Source organism: uncultured Pedobacter sp. (assembly GCF_913776295.1).
Classification (GTDB): domain Bacteria; phylum Bacteroidota; class Bacteroidia; order Sphingobacteriales; family Sphingobacteriaceae; genus Pedobacter.
On record NZ_CAJYOJ010000052.1, the window covers coordinates 1 to 22199 of the forward strand.

Here is a 22199-nt window from a genome sequence, read left to right on the forward strand (position 1 = left end):
AGCCCAGGATATTGACAACCAGGTCCTTAAAGGAAAACTTACGCTTCCTTGTAAAATCACTAGAAACAGTTTTAGAGGAGACTCTAAAATCTTCATTTTCAATGTGATTAATAGTGTGTAAAAAAAGTCCTTCTATAAACTGGAAAAAGTTCGCCTTCCTTTATAAGGGCTGACATAAAGATACTGGTTAAATCCTTTCTTTGCAATGTTTTTCCTTAACTTAACGACATTGGGCGCACGTGTGCCGCGTGTGCAATGTACTCAGCAATTCGTACTAACTTCTATTTAAGAGACCGTAATTTCAGCGGTCTCTTAAATAAAATTATAGCAAAAGGAAATCCTTTACGAATAGTAAAGCCAGTTTAGTCGATATTCAAGCGTATCGAAATATTTAAGAAAGTACAATTTTATTTTCGGTCATTTTCTTATATTGTAAATTACAATCACCTCTATAAATAAAACCATTATTTGGCCAGCTACCCAGCTAAAATGGTTAATTCATACTGTATTTTTATAAAAAATAAAGCGTAAAAACTTTTACTAGCACAGGTGTGTCACATGTGAAAACCCTCACTAGCGCAAGTCTTAGCGGGCAAGACAGTGTGCTGTATGATTTGTGCTTTAAATAATGCTTTATTATCATTTATAATCCTTTTATATTTAATCATGAGCATAAAATATAAGTTTCACGATTCAACAGCAATATACTTTGTTTCTTTGCATTTGTAGGCTGGATTGATGTTTTTACACGTACTGTTTACAAAGGCTTGCTACTGAAAAGTTTAACTTATTGTAGAAAAGAAAAAAGGCCTTAAACTGCATGCCTGGGTAATTATGAGCAACCATGTACATTTAATTGTGAGTAGCAGAGAGGGACATTTATTGGCCAATTATGCGCGATTTAAAGAAGTATTCAGCAGTTAGTATCTTAAAAGTAATAAAAGACTGCGCGATTGAAAACAGAAAAGAATGGATGCTTTACTTGTTTGCTAAAGCCTGCCAAAAAAACAGCAATAATAAAAACTTTCAGTTTTGGCGGCAGGATCATCCCATCGAATTAGATCCATATTCGAATATGTTCGAAGAACGGATTAATTATCTGCGTAATAATCCAGTTGAGGCTGGGTTGGTGGCAAATGCTTCAGACTATTTATACTGTAGTGCTATAGATCACGAAGGAGGGAAAGGATTGATTGGTATTGATCTATTGGTTTAACCAAGGCACAAGTCGGGCCGCTGCCTAGGGCCGGGACGCTAAGACTTGCGCCAGAATTGGGCAACCTCTGAACTAACGACTGCAACGTCTAAACTATCAACTGCAAGCATGGAACTATCGACTGCATTTATAATGTTATTAACTGCAAACTAAAAACTGTTAACTGCAAACTAAAAGTAACCTACCTCTCTAATAAAGTTTTTAACTGCGTTGGTAAAACCATCAACTGCAAACAAATACCTACCAACTGCAAGTATAAAGTTGCTAACTGCATTTATAGAACTGTTAACTGCAAATATAAATCTATCAACTGCAAGGATAATGTTGTTAACTGCAAGTTCAGAACTACGAACTGCAAGTTCAAAATTATTAGCTGCGCTAACAATACTGTCATCTGCAAGCATGAACCTAGCAACTGCAATTATAATGTTGTTAACTGCGCTGATAGAACTGTTAACTGCAAGTATGAAACTGCCGTCAATTACGCCTTGTTTTAGCAAAAAGATTTCCGGAATTGTTTAATTGTGCTTATCTTAGTCGTGCAGAACAGTAATTAACAATATCTTTCAACTTAATCAGAGAAACATAAAATAAATTAAAAATTTCACAATATTCCTGAGTGAGCGGTTTAGACCCGCATCTTTCAATATCTCTGAAAAGAGTTAATTGTTGTTCTGCAGCACTCAGGAACTTTTTATCAATGTTATGCAGAACAACAATTGTAAAAACCCAAACACACAGCTCCCAAGTCAGGTAGCAGCTGTAACAGAATTCCGGAAACTGATTGAAACCTATTTTCAATATGGTCAGTCTATCGGATGTTAATCAAATCCTTACCGAAATGCTTAGTGCCTATATAGGCCCCGATCCACGTTCAGGTAAACACAAACCCATTACTATTGCCAACACGCTTTACGATGTAAACAATATCATCAAGCTAATCACCAAAGCAAAACCTTTGGCCAATGAAAGCGCCTTTCAGCAATATGCCCAAAACCAAACTGAGCAATTAATGGCCGTTGGTGATTTCGATATCGAATACCTGGCTGAACTATTACATGACGGCTTAAGTACCTATATTTTTCAGGAAGAGGGTTATGAGGGTGTGAGCCTCAACTTTTCTACCGAAATTACCGCTGCCTATAAAATGATTTTTGATTGGTTTGCAGCTTGCGATGCCTGGTGTAATGCTGTTGAGGTTAATGAAACTAATGAAACAATCTGTTTAGCAGCCATAGCATAAACGTTTAATTTAATCGGCTCTTTACTTTATACAGCTATGACAGAAAACACCCCTTACTAATTTAGGAGGGGTGCCCAACCAGCTTATTTCTTAAACCCGCATTATTGACTTTAGACTAATGACTCTGGACTTAAAGCTAAATCCTATAAATCCCCATTACTAAGTATTTCATTTGCGTTAACAATAACGTAACTTAGGTTAATTAATTTGCAGTAGGCTAAATGCCTGATTGTTAAATCTAAATAAACCCCTCACCATGAGTACAGACCTCGTTAAAACCTACATTCTGAACAGAAGTTCAGACGATGTTAAATTAAGCCTTATTATCGGCGGTATAGAACAAACCGGCACCAGTTTAATCACCCTTGGCGAAACGCTGATTTTAAAAGATCATTCAGGTGATCTTCACCAGCAGGTAATCGGGCAAAACAATAATCTTCACCAGAAAGTATTGAATATTATTACCATCGTTACCGATACTTCCCCAAACCATAACGACACCGATTTATATGTATTATTAGAAGGTGGCTTTGTTACCAAAGGTTATAAAATGCAGGAAAAGGTGCAACCTGGTACTTCAGCTGTTTACACGGCGGAAATTACCTTTTATCAATTTTAAGTGTTATGAAGTATCTGATATTAATTGCCCTCACAATATTAGCGGTAACCGCTTTTGGCCAAACAGCCGATCAAAAAGAAATTAAAGAAGTAAAACTCGATCTGCTTAAGGCACCAAGCTCGCCGGCCTCGGCATTATTGGGCTTTGCCGTTACCGATATCGAAAAGCCAACTGATGTAAGCGATTTTATGCTTTCGGTACAGTCGGCTACTTCATCTTATACTAAACTCCCGTCCAATTATGCAATCGATATTGCCCCGTTTTATCTGTTCCGCAATAGAGGTGCAGATTTTAGCACTACCGGGAAAAACGGATTACAATCGACCCGGTTCAAAGATTATTTCAGGCAAAGTTTTGTGGTATCACTGGCATTGCGCAATCCCGATTCGGCTTTCAACAACTTTAAACCCACCAGTACCTATGGCGCGTTGGGTTTAAAATTTTCCATCATCAGGCCACAGTACAATAGCGAAAGCAAACAGAAATTAAATTCCATATATGAAAAACAGCGTGCATTGCTGATGATCTATAAAATTGGTTTGGAAGAGAAAAGGAAATCGGCACGTTATGAATACCTGGGCATCAGGAACATCTACCTGCTCGATTCGATTTCGCGATTGCCATATCTTACCGTAGAAGAAAAGCAAGCACATGCGCTTACCATGATGGAAGATACCACCAGCGAGTACGCCAAAAACGAGAAAGAAAAGAGTGTGTTAAATACCGGTTTCAAAAAGGACATACAGACCGAACTGGCCAAACAATCTAAATTAGAAGCCGATTTGCAGGCAGAAGCAAAAAGCTTTACCGCCCACCGTGAGGGTTTATCAGTTGATATTGCCGGTGGCTTAAGTACCGAGTTCAGGGACAAAAGATTTGATAATTCGAAAATCTTTAACTCCGGCGTTTGGAGTACATTTGGTTATAACTGGACCAATGGCAGTTCTGTTTTAGGGCTTGCACGGTATCTGTATAATCCGGATGAAGTATTTGCAATGGATAATATGAAAAATGAAGTGGCCAACCTGTCTACCTTTGATACCGGTTTGCGTTTTATTTATACCAAAGGCAAATTTGGCGGAGGTGCGGAGGCACTTTACCGAAGCATACTCTCATCGGGTACGGCAAAACCTTCGTGGCGGGTGGTAGCCAATGCTGATTATGCACTGGCTGAGAATCAAAAAATTATCTTCTCCTTCGGCCGGAACTTTGATGGTACTATAACCAAAAACGGAAACCTGGTGGCAGCTTTAACCTTGCTCTTTGGTTTTGGAACCAGTAGATAAGGAAATTGGTTCAAAGTAATTTGTTCATTGGTACTGCAAACTGCCAATTGCAAACTGAAAACTGTTATTTGTTCATTGGTACTGCAAACTGCCAATTGCAAACTGTTATTTGTTCATTGGCTATTAGTGAATTGGTTATTGCCCGAATTAATCATTGGCGAATGTGGAATTGTTTAATCGACTCTGGACTTCAGACTAGGGACTAAATACTAACCCAAATAATGGCTCAAAATATCCCAATACTTAACGGTTGGTTGCAAATACTTAAACGATGCTTTAGGCACTTTCTTTTAGAGGGCATTCAGAGTATTTTTAACTATTGTTTTTGTAACACAACTATCTTCAGCTACCGGTAAGATAGATGAAGACTACAATAGCATGTATTAAAAAGTAACACGCACAAAAATTTAATTGCATGCCAACCGCTAAAAAAGCCGTAATCAATAGATATTATCCAGCCCTTTCCGAAGTGATTACGGTAGATGACCTTCCGGAATTTTTGCACTTTGCAGAAAATGGGCTGGATCAGTTACTGGATAAAATCCATTATAAAAATCTTCAATATTCAAAAAGTCAGCGTGGCGATTCGGCTTTTTACAGTCTCGATATTGTAACCAGTAATATCGGCATAGATTTGCCTTTTGGTATGCGGTTGGTACTTAACCCTGATCTGGACGGTGACAGCAGTATATCGTCTTTTCCAGTTTCACTGCAATATCAATGGGAAATGCTGGCTTTCTTACGTGCCTTTAAAGTACAGAATTTTGCCTTTACCCCTGAAGCTTTTTATGAGCTGGGCCTTCAGATTTTTCGAATTACTGAAGATGAGGTCATTGCACACATCCTGAATTATTTTGTGGAGGATAAAGAAACTGAAACCAAATTTGAGCAATTACTGGATTCGGTAAATGTAGTTTATGGAACTAATTTAAGCTTCCAGCCAGATGAAGAGCCTACCGTTGACAAGGTTGTTACCTTAATTAATAACGAAGCAAGTATTCCTAAAAGTGTTTCGGCAGTGATGTTTGGGATTTACATTGCAGATACCCAAGGCGAAGAAGCCCGTGAGCGGTTGCAGCAGTTTTACAACCGACTGGTACCTAATGGTATAGAAGATTATATCAAACAGCTGATTACCCCAAAACTTAAGGCTACATTAAAATTATCCGCCGGAATAGCATTTCCGCGGAAGATATTAAAACCAGTAGATGCAAATGGCACTTTAATTCCGGGCGAACCAACGTCAATGTTCACTTTCGGCGAAGCTACCTTTTATGCCGACACTGAATCTGGTATAGGTGCAGATGTCGAATTTGCGGGTAATCTGGTACCCGAATATGCCCAGATAGGCAATACAAACCTGTTTATCGGGATCAAAAAAGCCAAGCTTGATCTCAGCAAAAAAAGAAACATTTCCGAAGCAGATGCAGCAGGGTACGGGCCAGATTTTACCGGCTTATATATAGAAAGGGCCACTATTGGTTTAAGCCGTTTTGGCAAAAAAAATACCACAAAAAACAGTGTAGCCTTAATTGGAGAGGATATGCTGATCGGCACTGGTGGAGTTTCAGGTAAAATCTCGCTCGAATCTAACGGAGCCCTATACCAGGATTTTGGTTTGTTTGAAGCAGAGCTGAATCTGTTTTCGCTCACTTTTAAAAAAGGCACTATTGTAACATCCGATATTGCAGGTAAACTTACTATTCCTGGTTTTAAGGATACTACCGGGCAGCAGGCCATCATTGATATCCGTGTACACATTCAGGACAACGGTAATTTTGAACTTACCGCCCAACCACAACAGGGCCTGATGCCGATTACCCTGCCAAACGTATTTGTTTTAAACATCAGAAGTTTTAACCTCGGTAGGGAAGCCCGCGGTTTTTATATCCAGATTGCCGGAACTTTGGATTTTGTAGCCGATATACCAGGCCTGGGGCAGGTACTACCCAAAGATATCGAGATCCAGAAATTAAGAATCTGGGATAATGGTGATATTGAATTTGATGGCGGGAGTTTTGTTATTCAAAAAGCCTTTAAGCTTAAAGTGGGTCCGGTTAACCTGGAGGTGAGCCAGATTGCCTTTGGTGCTTACACCAGACAGTTAAATGGGGTAGAACGGAAATACCGGTTCTTTGGTTTTGATGGGATGATCAATACCGGTAATGCCGGGGTAAATGCCACTGGTAACGGCATAAAATATTACTTTACCGTTGATAATAACGATACAGACAGACCATTTGATAGTTTTACGAGCATAGATGGCATCGGTATCGACCTGACTATCCCGGGCAATGTAAGCAAAGAAAAAGCTGCTTTTATATTAAACGGCTATTTGAGCATGAGCAATCCCGATCCTGCTATTGTGGGTTCTAATGCCGGATCCGAATATACCGGTTCAGTAAGTTTTGCTATGCCTAAACTCCGTTTAAACGGTTCGGCTGCTATGCGTTTAAAACCGAGTGTACCATCTTTTATTGTCGATATTGGGATGGAACTGCCAGGCCCTATCCCGCTGGGTGCAACCGGCCTGGGGATTTATGGTTTCAGGGGAATTATTGGCCGGCATTATGTGGCCTCAAAATCGGCCGCCACACCACCTTTACCCGATACGGCCAGTTGGTGGGAATATTATAAAGCTAAAAGCAATATTACCCACAGGGAAGGGATAGAGTTGGATAAATTTGCGGATAAACCAGGCTATTCAGTTGGGGCAGGGGTTTCTATTGCCACTTCATTTGATAAAGGTTTTACTTTTTCGACCAAACTCTTTTTATACTTAGGTTTGCCAAACCTGTTCCTGTTACAGGGCCAGGCAGGCGTTTTGCGTTCGCGTATTGGATTAACTAAAGATGTAGATCCACCCTTTAGCGCTTTAATTGCCATAGATGATCAATCCTTTGTATCCAGCTTAGGTGTAAATTACCGCTTACCCGAAGGTGGCGCTTTTGATGGTGCGATATTTAACCTTACCGGTAAACTTGAGCTGGCTTTCTTTTTTAACAATGCTTCGGGCTGGTACCTGAATGTAGGTAAAGATCAGCCTGAAAGTGAAAGGATCAGGGCCAGGATACTTACGCTTTTTCAGGGATATGCTTACCTCATGATTTCCTCACGAGGTATTAAAGCAGGGGCAGGGGCCAGATTTGATTTTAAAGCAAATTTCGCTATTGTAGAATTTGGTTTTGGTGCTTTTGTTGATCTGGGGGGATCCATCAGCTTCAAACCGATCCAGATTGGTGGTTACATCAGGATGGGTGGTTATGCCTATATCAGGATCCTAAGATTTAAGTTTAATATTTCGATTACCGTTACATTAGGTTTTGAGGCACCAAACCCGTTTACCATTTATGGTTCACTGGAGCTGGATTTAGGCTTGCCATGGCCGGTAAGAAAGCTGGGCCGTATCAAAATAGCAATAAGCTGGAACTTTAATCACAACAAAGGTCCATTGCTTGCGCCAATACCGGTATTAAACCTGCCCGATCCTGCTACGGGCTACATGCCCGCTGCGGCCACCAATATGCTCTCTGGCGAAACTTTCCCCATCAATTATGTCAATTATGAAATCACTGGTAATTCAGTAAATATTCCTGCACCAGGCGCCGTAGGCTGGCAATATAATTTTAATGATGAAAATGCGTTAACGCATGTTACCATACCATTGGATAGTTTTATTGATATTGATCTGCTAAAGCCCGTAAAACCAATGGCTGCGCTTATTGGTGGTGCCGCTAATCAATTGCCAGATGGATATGTAGAAATGCTGCCCCCACAAAAAGGGATCAGCAGTCAGGTGAGCCACGAACTGCAGTTGTTGGGACTGGACATTTATGCCTGGAATGAAAACGGAAGCTGGCAGCCTTACCATATTTACGAAGCCGTTACCGTTATCCGTGCCGATAATACCGGTGCCGGAGCGATTGATCTTAGCAAACTGAACAATGCATACTGGCAGTTTAACGAACCTAACCGTTACAACAAAATCAGGGTATTATCGCAGAATATCTTCAGCTTTAAAAATGGTATGAGTCAATCGGCAGCCGATCTCGATGCTTTAAACTTTCGGCGGAAAGACCTTTTCTGTTATGAAAATGTGGCGAAGCAACATGTCGTGAACTGGATCGGTCAGCCTTTGGATAAAGTGTACCAGCCTGGCGAAACCTTTTACATTAAAAACCTTGCATTTAAGTTTACAGCCATTGAAGGGCGCGTAAAGCATGATGCAGGCTTTGCGAACACCATACTGCAGGTAGCACAAAATGGTGGCTCCCTGAGCGTGATTTTTCCTGAAGCGGTCACTACGCTTTCGCTCGATTTTGGATTTAATGCCAATGTAATGCGCATTGATTATATCAGGCATCAATACCGTATCGGCTATGGCACAAAGTTTTTACAGCTATGGGGTTATGATCTGGGTAATTTAATGGTGCCCAAAACGGTCAGATATAATATCCCTGTACTCACAAAGCAATTAGGTGGAACCGAAAGCAATACCACTTTAGCCTACAATAATTTAGCACAGCCCATTCACGAAGTGCAGATTCATTTCGAAAAAGAGTACCCCTTAAATTTTGAAGGTGATATTATATTAGGGGGTTATTTTAACTTACCGTCAGGTTATATTTCGGGCACTGCTTTCCCAAATGGGCATGAGTTTGATGCAGATAAATCATTGCTTTATGCCACTATTTACACTAAGGCATTTACTGCGGCAGAAGTATTAACAAAATCGGATAATAATCCAATTGGTGCGATAGGCCAATGGCCAATGGATAACCGTGTACCGGCTACAGGCAACTCTAATGCCTTAGTGGCTGGTCACCCCGGTATGACAAATGGTTTTTACGGAAAAACTGCCAACAATGAGTGGCAGTTACACCAAACATATGATTATCTTACCAATGGAGATGCGCTATTCATTCCTTTTGAACCGGGATTAAAAGTAGAAGAAGGGAATTTTGCTATCGAAGTTACTGCTGTTTTTAATCCTTTTGAAGCTGGCGTGAGCACCCTTTTTTCAAGGATTACGCAAGATCCTGCAACAGGAAAAATGAAAGGTTATGCCTTACACCTCTATCACGATAATCCTGGCGACGCTGAAAAGGTCTATGGTTCTGAACAGGCTGTGCCAACCTTCAAAATATGGTTTACGGCTTACCAGGATTTCAGTCATTCTGGAATAGTTGCCTCAGAAAAATATACCTTAAACTGTAATACCGGTAAACTGACTGAAAAACAGTATAAACAAATCCTGATTTCGGTAAACCGTAGCACCGGAACGATTGATGTTTTTATTGATAAAATGCTGAAGGCCAGTAATGCCATCCCTTCTGAACTGGATTTTGTTGCTCCGGCAGTTAAAATAACCAATTTAAACCAGCTAACATATTTAACAGAAGTATTGCAACGCCGCCTGGAAGAAAATAACATTACCCGTACCGGTTTTATTGATGAAGCAGAATTATTGAGCAATAATTTAAATAAAACTATTCAGCCGGTTTGGCGCCCGGATACTACTTATGCCATTGTGGTTAAAACCCGTGATGTAGTTGAAGGGAATGCAGGGGCTTCCATAGAGAAAAACCACATTTATGGCTTTAAAACGGTTGGGCCGATCGGCCATTTCCAAAAGAAAAATGCCATTTATAAAGCATTGGAAAAGCAGGATCAGACAGCCGCATTTAAACTGGCTGATTTAAAGCACTACATTGATTACGAACGCTCATTCCCTGATGCACAGAGCCGTTACGATTTAAGCAAACCTGTTTTTTGCGATGATCCGAAAGTAAGCCTGTTGTTTGTTAAACCTTATCTCAATGCCATGTTTGCTAACTGGGATGGTTATCTGGGGCTGCCAACGGTTAAGAGTACGCTGCAGCTGCAGCTGTTGGATCCTTATGGCGCAATTTTAAGTCCCGAATTAATCTGGGAACAATTGCCTGATGAAGAAATTACCAATAACAACTTCATGAAATTACCTCCAGACCAGCAAATCCTGTATTTCATGAATAAAGCTGCGCTCGAAGATTCGTGCAACGTAAATCCTGTAAGCATTAAAAAGCGTAAAAAGCAAGGTATATACCACTTTCCCAATCTTGTTCCCAATCGTTTGTACACCGCATTATTTACTGCAGTTTACCAACCGCAGGGCGAGGTAGAGCAAAGGGCAGAAATTCATCGGTTTAACTTTAAAACATCCCGTTTCAACACTTTTGCAGAACAGGCCGGAAGTTATGTGCTTGATGGTACCGCAGGGGCTGAAAAATATGCGGTTTATCCAGTAAACGTAAGTTTTACACGGGCGGAAATTGATGGGAAAATCAAAAATCTAATGGACAATGATCCTGAAAATGATGCTCCTGAAGTAATGAAGTATGCCGCAAGATACGATCGTTTGGTGTATGGTGGTTTAGGCATTCAAAACCTCGAACCAATTGATCATACCGTGATTCAACTAATTGTTAATATTGATCCTGTTAGTGCAACCAAACGATTATTAGGAATAATGGTACGCAATCCTGAGCCATTTAACAATCCTAAATTACCTCAGGCTTTGTTAAATAACACCATAGGCTTATCATTAACCCCGGCAGGACAGGCTACGCTTGCACCGATGTCATTTACTTATGTTCATGCAAAGGATACATCGGCAGTATTTATCAGCAATACCGCACTGGATATACCGATCGGCGACCTACAATTGCACTTTAAATATAAAATCTTTAATGGTAATGATTATGAAACAGATTTTGATAGTTATCAAGGGCCGATAATACCGATAACACTATAACAATCTGTAAAAAATCAGTAATAACTCATAAAATACTTTCAAAATGGCGTCTGAGAATAATTTCAATGCTTATTCATCCGATTATACCCGTATAGTAAATTGTCTTTCGGCGATATATGCCTTGGAAACAAGCGGGAGCTTAAATAATCAGGCAGAATTACTGCGTTTGCTGCGCCTGCTTGAAAAAGATGTTTTAAAAAAGTTATACCTCATCACGATCAAGGTATTAAAAATAGCCATTGGCCCTAACGGTACGATTTACATTGGGGGCGATTTTAGCGAAAAGAATTTTTCCGATAGAGATTTTAATGTTGGCACCTTACTGATTAATCAACCGGGTAATGCAGACTACTTTTATGGGGATTTTGACGGTGACGATTTCCTGTTTGATGATTTTTATGTGGGTTACCTTGATACCAGCGGAATGGGTTACAGTTCCATCTTTAAGAGCATCTCGAATATGCTCGAAGAAATTAATCATTACAGCGAGGATACTTTTAGTGAAGAAGACCTTTATGCATTAAACGAAGCTTTAGAAGCGTTATTGGACGCATTTAACGCGATAAAAAAAATATTGGCTCAATTGGGTTTGAACCCTTGTGGTCCCGGTGATACTTACCTGAACAATACGGGTGGCATTTACCTCCAGGCAGCTGGCGCTGATGGAAGCAATGGAATTCCTGAAGGCATTCACTTAAGATGGAGTCTTACCGGCGAAATAGGCAATAACCATTTACCCAAGGGAAATTATTATAATGCCAAAAATGGTCAGCTGTCAGGCTTTAACCGAAAGGACGATTATGTCAGGGTATTCCGTACGAAATATATAAATGCGCCAACTATATCTATCGATTTAGAATTCAACCGTCCGGTAGTCAACTTTAAAACCAGGCAATGGATTTACACCATTAATAATACTGTAAACGGGAAAAAAATCACCAACCGTGTGAAACTTAAATTTGATAGTGCCAATGCTTACAGGCAACTGGCCAGAACAATTGATCCTTTATTGGATTATTATCGGTTTTTATCTTCCTACAATGACATCATCACGATAGAAATAGAAGATAAAACCAGCTATTCAGTGGGTTTTCATTTGAGTAATATTAGCACTGAAAAGGCATTGCTTAAGGTGAAATTGCTTTCACAGCTGGTTGATGATGCGGATAACGCTACTGATGTACGTAAAACAATGGTTCTGGATAGCCCTGGCGATGGTTTGGAATTCATAAAAGCAGATAATATTGCTAAAATATCGATCAAAAAATCAGCAAATGCTGTCATTAAGAATTTTTATTTCTCAACCTACCACGATTTTTTAACTACCCGTGAAGAAAAAGACTGGGTGGAAGTAGGAAATGGTCTTGGCATTTCTTTAGATGATACTGTTGTTTTCGATCGCCTGGAAAATGAAACCTATCCTATAGATCACCTTTGGCCACATTTTAATGATGGTACTACCGTAAAAGTGGCCAATTATCGGGATAAATGGTTAATTCCCAGAAACAATAATCCTTCGGTTAAAGCTGCGCTAAGCACTTATCTTCAGTTAAGCGATACCGATCCAAGGGCAGAGCAAATAATCACCAACGTAAATCCTGATCAACCAAATGAGGGTTTTTCCATAAGCTACCTGGATATTATCAATCTGCAGGCACTTGATTACCATTTCGCCAGGATGTTGGGACTTGGATATATCGATACACAGGTCGATAATGACGGTTTTATTTATCAGGTCCGTTATACGAATAAAAGTAGTTTAAATTCTTCTGCTGATTCTATTTATGCCTATACCAGTTTACCCGTTACTAAAACTGATTACCTGCTACCGGAAAAGCCTAAAATGAGGCCTGTGGCTTACCAGTTTTTAGGTGATGATGAAAGCATGAATGATATGCTTAATGGCGGTGGTTATGCAAAGTTTGATAACACACGTGTAGTCAATATTGGTAGAATGCCTTTCGCCGACGAACGGGTTGGACACGATTTCTTTAAGGATCTGAATGCCATCGAGAACCAAAATATTTTTGAAAAGCCCAAGCCGGTTTTTTATGGATTGGAATACCGTTCAGCAAACCAGTCCGGTTATGTAAAACCGGAAATTACCACCGGTAGTTTTCAGGATGAACATCAGTATTATGCCTACGATAATACCAATACTCATGGTGTACAGGAACCTGAGCCCTTAAGGGATGATGTGCTGAGTTTATTTATCCATTTTGAAAAACAAACGGGTAAGCATTTTTATGCCATTTATGGTATTAACTGGTTCTTTAGGGCTTCGGTATTAAGCGATGAGGTCAGTACTGACGTAACAGAATTTGCAGCAGTAAATACACTATTGCCACCAAGTGATGTAGCAGTGCAGTATATCCAAAAAGAAGATCCTTTATTATTTACTACTACTGCCGAGCAAAATTGGCTGGCCGGACGTAAACAAACTTTTGCCGGTCTGGATACTGGTTTTACACGGGTAACTTTTAACTGGCTTGATATACTGGATGCCACCAGGTTGATTGATCAGTCGGCAGCACAGCTTAATACGCTCATCAAGGCAGATCATGTTAAAGCTTATTTTAATCCCGAACTACCCTTAACGTTAACAGGTCAGATAAAAGATATTATTCACGAACCTGATGAAAAGCTGATCAGGTTAATTATTGGTAGTTATAAACAGATTGATGGTACCGTGGTAACACCATCTTTTGCACCTGGCAATTTTTTTAAGTTTACCAATAGCCTATTGGCCACGCCTGACGGTAAATACCGTGTAGAAAATATTGTAAACGGAAGTACCGGGACAGAGATTATTGTTGAAAATATTAATGAGAGTAAAGTAGTAGATGATGAAAATGAACCAGGAACTTATTCGACCCAAAAGTTTGCAACTTTCCCGGAAATTGGAAGCAGGTTTTCGGTTACCGAAAACTTAAGTAATCCTGCAAACTGGGAGCCAATGGCAGAGACCGTTCAGTTAAAAAGTTTTGCGGACGCAGATAGCCCTCATGTAGAACGCATTGCTGATTCTGAAGGTAATGAAACGATTTTTTGGGTGGGTGGCATTCATAACCAGGCAACTGTTATACCATTATTCGGACCTGAATACCCTGATGGTTTATTGGGTTATTATAAGATCAAATTTGACAGCAATGGTATTTTAAATAACCATCCTCAAATTAACATGCCTTTTGATGTCAGAAATCCTGATAAAAATTCGCCAGATCAGTTAAGGCAGGCGCATGTAGAATGGTATAAAGGATTGATCAGGATACCTGCTGCAAGTGGTAAGCCTGAACCAAAACTTTTGGAGGTAATCAGGATAGAAGAAACGCATCCCATACAACTATATGTTTACGACCCCGGTTACGCAGACGATCCGATCCAGGTTTCGGGACCTACGGCTTTAACCATCCCGGTAAATTTACATCCGGGTTATCGGGTTTACTTTTTCCCGGAGCCTGCGCCTGCGCATACTTTTAATGGCACTCATATACTTCCGGCAGGAAATGATAATGACAGGCGTACACTGCTGGGATTGCAGACAATAGATAGCAGACCTGAAGGTAATAACAGTGCTTCAGAAGTTTCAGTGCCAGCCATACTGCTTGCCCGTAAAATTGAAGAACCCGTACAATTTGAAGCCCCGGTTACTTTTGGCCTAAAAGTACGGCCAGATGCAACCGGAAAAGCTTCATTTACTTTTGATGTTAAGATTGCGCCGACTTTAAACGGTATAAAACGTACTCCGTTTGGATTTATGTTTTACCGTACAACCAATGAGGATGTATTGGAAGCTTTGTACCAACCCAGTACCGTAACTCAGATTTTGAAAGCGCTGTCAGATCTTGATGAAGACTTATTTTATAATCAAAGGTATTTAGAATTGGTTAATCTAACTTTTGATCCAGCTCATATGGATTCATTTAAGGTATTTTCTGCAACACCAAATCCTTATGGTTTCCCAAAACCCGATAAGCCAGGGCTTGTTGAAACAACTGATAGTGTAGAGATTAGGAAATTAAAATATGCTGCCGCCATACAGGAAACTTTATTGCCTTTAACTGAACAGACACCAATTCTGGCATTTATTAAACAAGGCCTGCAAACTGAAAATGCATTGCCTGTGATCCGCGATCTGGATGGCAATTTGCTTGATGCTACAGATGCCAACTTTAATCCTTTCCCCATGATCAGGCAGTACAATAAACCATCGCAACCTAATACAACCTACATCCGCTTTACTGATTATTTTTTAAGCGGAGCATCGCGAAAGTCATATTTCTTTGCCGGGGTAGAGGTGACCAATCAGTTAGAACCAGGCCTGTTGAGCCCTTTTGCCGGACCGGTAACCATTTTACAAACACTACCTTCAGCAGCCCCACTGCTAACCAGGTTTACCATTAATCTCGACTCTTTTTCTGCGGAAAGCGGTGCAGCTGTAGTTTTCAATATTGCGCCATTCTCACCTGAAGACCGGATCTCTAAAATCAGGATTTACCGTTCAAAAGATCAAGATAATACGGTTACACTTCAAGGTATGGAACACCATGTAGACCGTGAGATCGTAGCTGAGGATCGTAAAGGTTATGAAATTACTGACGATTTTAGTGATTTAACAGCTGCACCACTTGGCAACACTATTTATTATCGCCTGGCCGGTATCCGCACCATTATCAATGAAAAAGGACAGCAAGAAGAGGTATTGTCGTTAGGTACAGATGTAATACCCATTGCATTGCCTGATTATATCAATCCAGATGCACCTGAATTGACCTATCACAAGGCCGGAAACAAAATAACCTGGACCGCTACGGCAAATAAGGCCAATTACCATGTATATAAACAAAACAACCGTGGAAACTGGGAGAAAGTATACACGGTTGATGCACTAAATTCATCAGCTCAAATGGAATATCTGCTGCCGGCCCCGTTATTAGCTGTTGATGATGATGGCGATAAGCTATATCATCGTTTTAAAGTGCAGGTGCAGAATACATCAGGTTTATTGAACCTTACCGATAAAGAATTGACTATTTAACCAATAAAGAAACAAATTTATGCCACAAATTCCGCCAATTACCGATGCTTATATAGATGAAATCATTAAAGCACCAGATGCTTACAACCCTACCCTAAATAAAACGCAGGGGGTAAAACTCAGGGAGTTGATCAAGTTGATGAGAGACCGGTCTGGGGAAAATGATTATTCCGGAATTTGGGAAAATAAGATTTGGAGACCTTATCAATCAGTTGCAGAAGCCCTGGCTAACTTACCAGTAGAGATGCGGTTTTTAGGTATGACTATTTTTGTATTAGATAATGGCAACCTGAAGGAATTTTGGTTTAATCATGGTGTTACCAATGCTCATTTTTTAGAGAAATCGTTAGTTAATCCTGTTGCGGCTTATGATGTGCAGAAAACGTATCAGAAAGATGATCTGGTATGGGTAGAAGAAAATGGAGCCAGGGTATTGTACCAATCTAATATCAATAATAATCTTAATAATCCCTTGAAACCGGAAGAAAGCGTTCTGGTGAGCAGTGGTTTGTTAGATGAATCAGCACCTGCTTCCACCTATTGGCAACAAGGATGGTACTTTGATAGCGGAAATAATTGGACTCCCGATCATACAACTGATTTTAGTTGGTACACTTTTGGGCCTTGGCAAACCAGAGTACTTCAAATTGATTCACCTGCGTTACCTGCCGATTTTTCAGCTGGGGTTGGTAAAAGTTCTACTAAGTATATTGCTTCCTATCAGTCGGGTAACCCGTCAGATTATCATTTTGTGGGTGATATGCCAGCTGATCAAGGTGTTACGCTTGATGTTAAGGTGTTTGATGAAAACGGAATATTGTTGTTTCATTGCAAACCGCAAAAAATGTTTTATTATCTGGCTTTTAAAATTGTGGTTAAACTCGGAGATCAAATCTATACAGTTTCTATTCCACAAAATTCAACTGATTTTACAGTTTACCCTTTGAAATGGAAAAAAATTGGCTACGATAAAATTGACACCGATTTGTTTTTAGATATTACAGTAAAAAGCCAAACCAAAGCCGGTAATTTAACTATAACCGGAATTGGGCAGTTTGAACATCAAACGAATTCGAAAAGACTACGTGTTTTATATGAAGTTGAGCCAAGGAGTATACGCGATACACAAAATGGCTATATAGAAGAGCGTACATTTCAGGTGCCCATTATCAATGAAGGGAAACTTAACGATTATAGGATATTGGGTTACTTTTATTCAGAAGGTTATTTTGATAACAGTTTGGATATCGTATTAACTTCTTATACTGGCCTGGCCCGGAAATATGTTTTATTCAATAGTGAAGGTAGGGGCGAAGGGGCTGGAAGTGGTTTTTTGGGTACGCCATCTACCTGGTTCAAGTTATTGCCCGATATTGATGGCGGGAACTATGGCGGAGCAGATATTCAGCTAGAAGCATTATGGCATTATCCCCATGGTTGGTATATAAGAGCTAAAGTAGTATCAGTAACTGATGCTGAAAATGGTGGCGGAGACGGCGGAGTATATGGCTTTGCGATGTATGTTAAAACCTATCAGGGAACTTTTATCAGAATATTTTCCAATGATAATGATGATATTGTAATGACTCCGCTCGGAATTCCAAACAGGGGTAATGATCCCGAACCCACTACCTTATCTTTTGGCACAGCCAAGTTTGCGCAAATCCTGAAAGTGTATAAAACACCAACTGATGAATTTGATGTGGTGAGGCTTAAGGATCTGAACGGTAACGGTAGCAATCCATCCAACGGAGATTATATTCAGGCATCACCTGTTGAAGCGCAAAATGCAAGTATTAATATTACGGGTGACTTAAAGGTTGGTCAGACTTTTACTGCAGCTCAGGCAACCTTTAAAGACGGCCCTTCGGTACTATCTACCATCAGCGATGCTAATGGCTACACGGGTTTGTCTTTTGATGCCAAGGATGGCCCGCAGGTACAACTTCGCTATCAGCCTAACGCTTTAGGTCATGGTTTGGTGATATATAATCCGGGGAATCCTAATAATACCGGCCTGGGTAATTCTGATTGGCGACGTATATTGGTAGACGGCGATGCCATTGAAGTTAACCCTTCATCATCCCAGAATGCAAATATTGATATTAAAGGCAGTATTGTTTCTGGTAGTTTAAAAACAGGACAGATCTTATCTGAAGGGAATAACGGATCGGAATCTACCTTGTCGGGTAATGAGTGGAAATTGCCTGGCGGTGCTGAGGGATATATCAGGTTGGATGATTCTCATGTTGTTTTTGGAAAAGGATCAGGTGAGGGGTTCCGGTTTGATCAAAATAGCGGAAACATTACTAGACGCTCAGATAACAAAAATGTGGTTTTTGGAGGAGATGATATTGATACTGAAATGGTAACGGCAAGACGATTCAGAATTCTGAGTGATATTGATCCATCAGATGAATCTTTTATTGCAAGTCCGCATTTGGGTGGTACGGTGAAAATAGGCAGAATTTCAACCTTTGGTTATACTACACAATCGGGAATTGCCGGTTTAAAGTTTTCTCCAGAAGACGGCGTTGAAGTTCAAATAAGGAGGCAACCAGGGCTTGGGCATGGGTTGTTTATTTACGATCCAGAAAGTCCGCTAAATACCAATCCTGATGTGGAAGAGTTCCATCGGATTTTAGTGGCTGGTGATGCTATCTCGGTAAATCCATTGACACCACAAAATGCCAATATAGATTTACTAGGCAGTATAATCACACGTAATCCTGGTATTCAGCATCATTATTCGAAGATGAGCTATGAATCTTTTGAAGTAATAGACGCTGATTCTGATAGCATAACAGGCCTTTATTTTGGAACAAGCGGGAGTCTTAACTTCAATAATTATTTTCATATTACAGAAGCTTTATCGGGTAAAGAAATATTACAATTGGGCGGCTATGGTAATGGGAATGGAAATTCTGCTTTTAGCCAAAGACTTCTGATTTCAGAAGCCAAAATCGATAATGCTGCTGGTTCCGCCAGAACTACATTAGATGTACGGGGTGTTATTACGGCCGATGGGATTGAAATCACAGATCCGACAAAAGGGATTATTCTGGCCGCTCCAAACGGCACCCGCTGGAGAATTACCGTTTCTGATTCCGGGGCTTTAAGCACTGTCGCAATTTAATTAACAAAGGTAAATACATAAGGCAGATGTTCTTCTTATATTGTATGATGAAATGATTGTTTATTCACGCCGGAGATTATCTTAATGGTCTCTGGCTGCTCTTTTATCAAACTTAATATCGTTCATGAAAAAATTCCTTAAAGACCTTGCCGGCAGTTTCGTTCCTGCCTTTGAAAAAGGAATATTCGAAATCCGTTTCAGCTTTAAACGTTTAGCGGTAAGGATATTGGTTCACGATTTTGTTTCAGTGGCCTCCAGCATTGGTTTTGTTATTTTACCGGCATTTTTAATTGGGTTTATATTTCTGTTATTGCCACAAGGGAGAGATACACTTTTGCTGGTGGTAGAAAACTTATCTACTTTCAATTTTTGGCCAATCTTTTTTTTGTTATTGGGGATTGCTGCGTGGAGTATGGTATCAGAGCTTAGTGTACGCTATGCGATTTATATCTCCGATAATTCAGGCAAAAACCTGAGTGATGATCGGGTAGCCTGGCGGAAAACTGTTCAGAAATTACTTGCAGCCGCTTTTTTGTTGTGGCCATCATTTATTGTTTTGGTAAGCATGTTTTGGTGTATGCTCAGCGCCACTTATATGGAGAAACTACCAAGGTTTTTATGTTTTGGTATCTGCTTTATTTTGATTTACTGGTTAATGTCCTTTTTATCCAATTTGTACTTTCGCAAATCGGGTAAAGCAAGCGCCGGAGTGTATCTAAAAACAAAGTTGGGAGAACGGTCTTTGCCAGATCGTGAACAGCAGTACCTGCGTAAACTATATGGCATCTATCAGGATTTTATTTATACGTTACCAAAATCATCAAGTTTTCAGAAAGGTTATAAAGAAGCGTTGCAGCGTTTTACAGATTATTTCACAAAATCAACTGAAGGTTTTGCCGAAGGGTTTCCTCAAAATCCAGACGTACTGATCGAAACACGCATGGTGCCTGCAGAATTTAACCTCATTGACAGAGAGAAATTATTTAAAGGAAGAGGTGAACTCTATAAATGGACTTATCAGATTCCTGCATCATTTTATGAAGGCTTACATCGTCAGATTAAATTGTTTGCCGGTGTTTCATTTCTGTTATTCCTTTCGATATCGCTAATTCCTGGCTGGTGGCCGGTGTTTTCGTGGATAGGTGCCCCGGCTTTAATCTGTTTTGCTTTTGCATGTTATACCGGTATTTATACCGGGCTTCTTTATTTAGATAAATCCCTGCTCAGAAAATGGAAAATTTCCGTCCGCTTCCTGTTGTTCATGGTTTTGATAGTTTGCTCATTCTATAATCAAGATCATCCTGTGCGAATGGCAGATCATAAAACTAATAAACGCGAATCCGTTGTCGATCATTTCAACAGGTGGTTCATGAGCTACAAAGCGAATATCGATAAGCAAAAAGGAGATCATCAGCAAAAATATCCTGTTGTTTTTATTTGTGCCGAAGGCGGTGCGCTACGCACCGGGGCATATACCAGCTTATTCTTGTCTAGTTTAAGTGCAAAATTGGAAAAGGAAAAAAATGTTGATTTTAAAAAGTCAATTTTTGCAATGTCGGGTGTATCAGGTGGTGCTGTTGGTTTAGGTTTGTATAATGCTTTAACTTTCGAAAACAAGGTTCAGATTCCCTCTGGCGTATCAGCAGAATTAGCTAAAAAATTTTTTCAGCATGATACATTATCGCCTATAATAGGGAAGATGCTTTTTGGCGATTTTCTGAATTTATTTTTACCCGTACACATCAGCTTATTTGACCGTTCTATTGCCCTCGAAAAATCCTGGGAGCAAGCCTATCAATCTCTGATCGATAAAAATAAAGATAATATATTTTCCCGAAGTTTTGCATCCGGAAAAATAAAACCGAACCAGCCATTGTTCGTCATTAACACTGCAGAGGTTGAAACCGGGTTACAGTGTTGGGTGAGCAACCTAATGCCTGATAGCCTGGCTTTTAAAAATCAACGTGATTTATTAGCAGAAAAGGTTAATGATTTAAATTACAGCACAGCCATAAATTTTAGTACCCGTTTTCCTTTGTTTTCTCCGGCAGCAAAGGTGGGCGGGTTAAATGGAAATCCACGTTTGCATTATCTTGATGGAGGTTATGTGGAGAATACAGGCAGTGCATCCATGTTGGAGGTGCTTCAACTATTAAAAAGTAAATCAACCTACTTTAATCAGATTACACCAATAGTGATCACCTTGCTGTTTAGCGAAGAAGATAAAACTACTCCCAATATCAGATTTGGTAATGAGTTTGTAGAAATATTGAATGCATTAACCCATACCAGATCTGGAAATAGTAAGATTAGCAGGTTCCGCATCAAGCAGTTTTTAAACGAAGGCAGTATAGGTTTTGCTATCGATGAACCCTTAACCGCTGAAGAAAAAAACGTTCCCATGAATTGGGTTTTATCCGCACAGAGTATGAACAATATTACACGCGATATAGAAGACAAATTGAATAATACTTCAGAGACGGGTATAATGTCTAAACTTTTAAAGAACAATTTAAATTTTTACAAAGTAAAGTAGTTGAATAGTTGTTGTTCTATTTTTGTACCCTTGTAAAAAAAAATGGAAAAACCGCTTGTTGATATAACTTATTGTCCTAAATGTGGCTGGATGTTACGTTCAGCCTACATGGCCCAGGAAATTTTGACCACTTTCGTAGATGAAGTTAAAGGAGTTACTTTAATTCCAAGTGAAACAGGTGGCGTGTTTACGGTTCATGTTGGCGCAAAGCTGATTTTTGATCGAAAATTAATGCAACGTTTTCCTGAAATTAAAGAGCTAAAACAGCTTATACGTGATGAAGTCAATCCCTCGAAACATCTTGGTCACTCTGATGTAAAGTAATTTATAGG

Annotated in this window: 10 protein-coding genes; 9 read left to right on the plus strand and 1 reads right to left on the minus strand. The window is 39.8% G+C overall.

The features are described 5' to 3' along the window. The first annotated feature begins 892 nt into the window (after positions 1–892). The gene (locus QZ738_RS10480) at positions 893–1216 is read left to right on the plus strand and encodes a hypothetical protein (RefSeq protein ID WP_293787263.1); all 324 of its coding nucleotides are present in this window, start codon (positions 893–895) and stop codon (positions 1214–1216) included. 170 nt (positions 1217–1386) lie between these two features. Here QZ738_RS10480 and QZ738_RS10485 read toward each other — a convergent pair whose 3' ends face one another. Next, positions 1387–1716 (minus strand): hypothetical protein, encoded by a 330-nt coding sequence (locus tag QZ738_RS10485; RefSeq protein ID WP_293787265.1) that lies wholly within the window; start codon positions 1714–1716, stop codon positions 1387–1389. Between the two features lie 302 nt (positions 1717–2018). Between QZ738_RS10485 and QZ738_RS10490 the strand changes: the two genes are divergently transcribed. The 8 genes from QZ738_RS10490 to QZ738_RS10525 all read left to right on the plus strand — a co-directional run bounded on the left by QZ738_RS10490 (position 2019) and on the right by QZ738_RS10525 (position 22191). Then, entirely contained in the window at positions 2019–2459 is a 441-nt protein-coding gene (locus QZ738_RS10490; RefSeq protein ID WP_293787267.1) for a hypothetical protein, read from the plus strand. Between the two features lie 256 nt (positions 2460–2715). Next, positions 2716–3078, plus strand: coding sequence for a hypothetical protein (locus QZ738_RS10495; RefSeq protein WP_293787269.1), 363 nt, complete (start codon positions 2716–2718; stop codon positions 3076–3078). Between the two features lie 5 nt (positions 3079–3083). Continuing rightward, a complete protein-coding gene (locus QZ738_RS10500; RefSeq protein WP_293787271.1) occupies positions 3084–4364 on the plus strand; it encodes a hypothetical protein in 1281 nt (426 codons plus the stop codon). 415 nt (positions 4365–4779) lie between these two features. Further along, positions 4780–11157 (plus strand): hypothetical protein, encoded by a 6378-nt coding sequence (locus tag QZ738_RS10505; RefSeq protein WP_293787273.1) that lies wholly within the window; start codon positions 4780–4782, stop codon positions 11155–11157. 43 nt (positions 11158–11200) lie between these two features. Continuing rightward, the gene (locus QZ738_RS10510) at positions 11201–16195 is read left to right on the plus strand and encodes a hypothetical protein (RefSeq protein ID WP_293787275.1); all 4995 of its coding nucleotides are present in this window, start codon (positions 11201–11203) and stop codon (positions 16193–16195) included. Between the two features lie 19 nt (positions 16196–16214). Next, entirely contained in the window at positions 16215–19331 is a 3117-nt protein-coding gene (locus QZ738_RS10515; protein WP_293787277.1) for a hypothetical protein, read from the plus strand. Between the two features lie 124 nt (positions 19332–19455). Further along, complete coding sequence (locus QZ738_RS10520) at positions 19456–21867, plus strand: patatin-like phospholipase family protein (RefSeq protein WP_293787279.1); 2412 nt, start codon at positions 19456–19458, stop codon at positions 21865–21867. 42 nt (positions 21868–21909) lie between these two features. Next, positions 21910–22191, plus strand: a complete 282-nt coding sequence (locus QZ738_RS10525) for a SelT/SelW/SelH family protein (protein WP_293787281.1) — start codon at positions 21910–21912, stop codon at positions 22189–22191. Positions 22192–22199 lie beyond the last annotated feature (8 nt).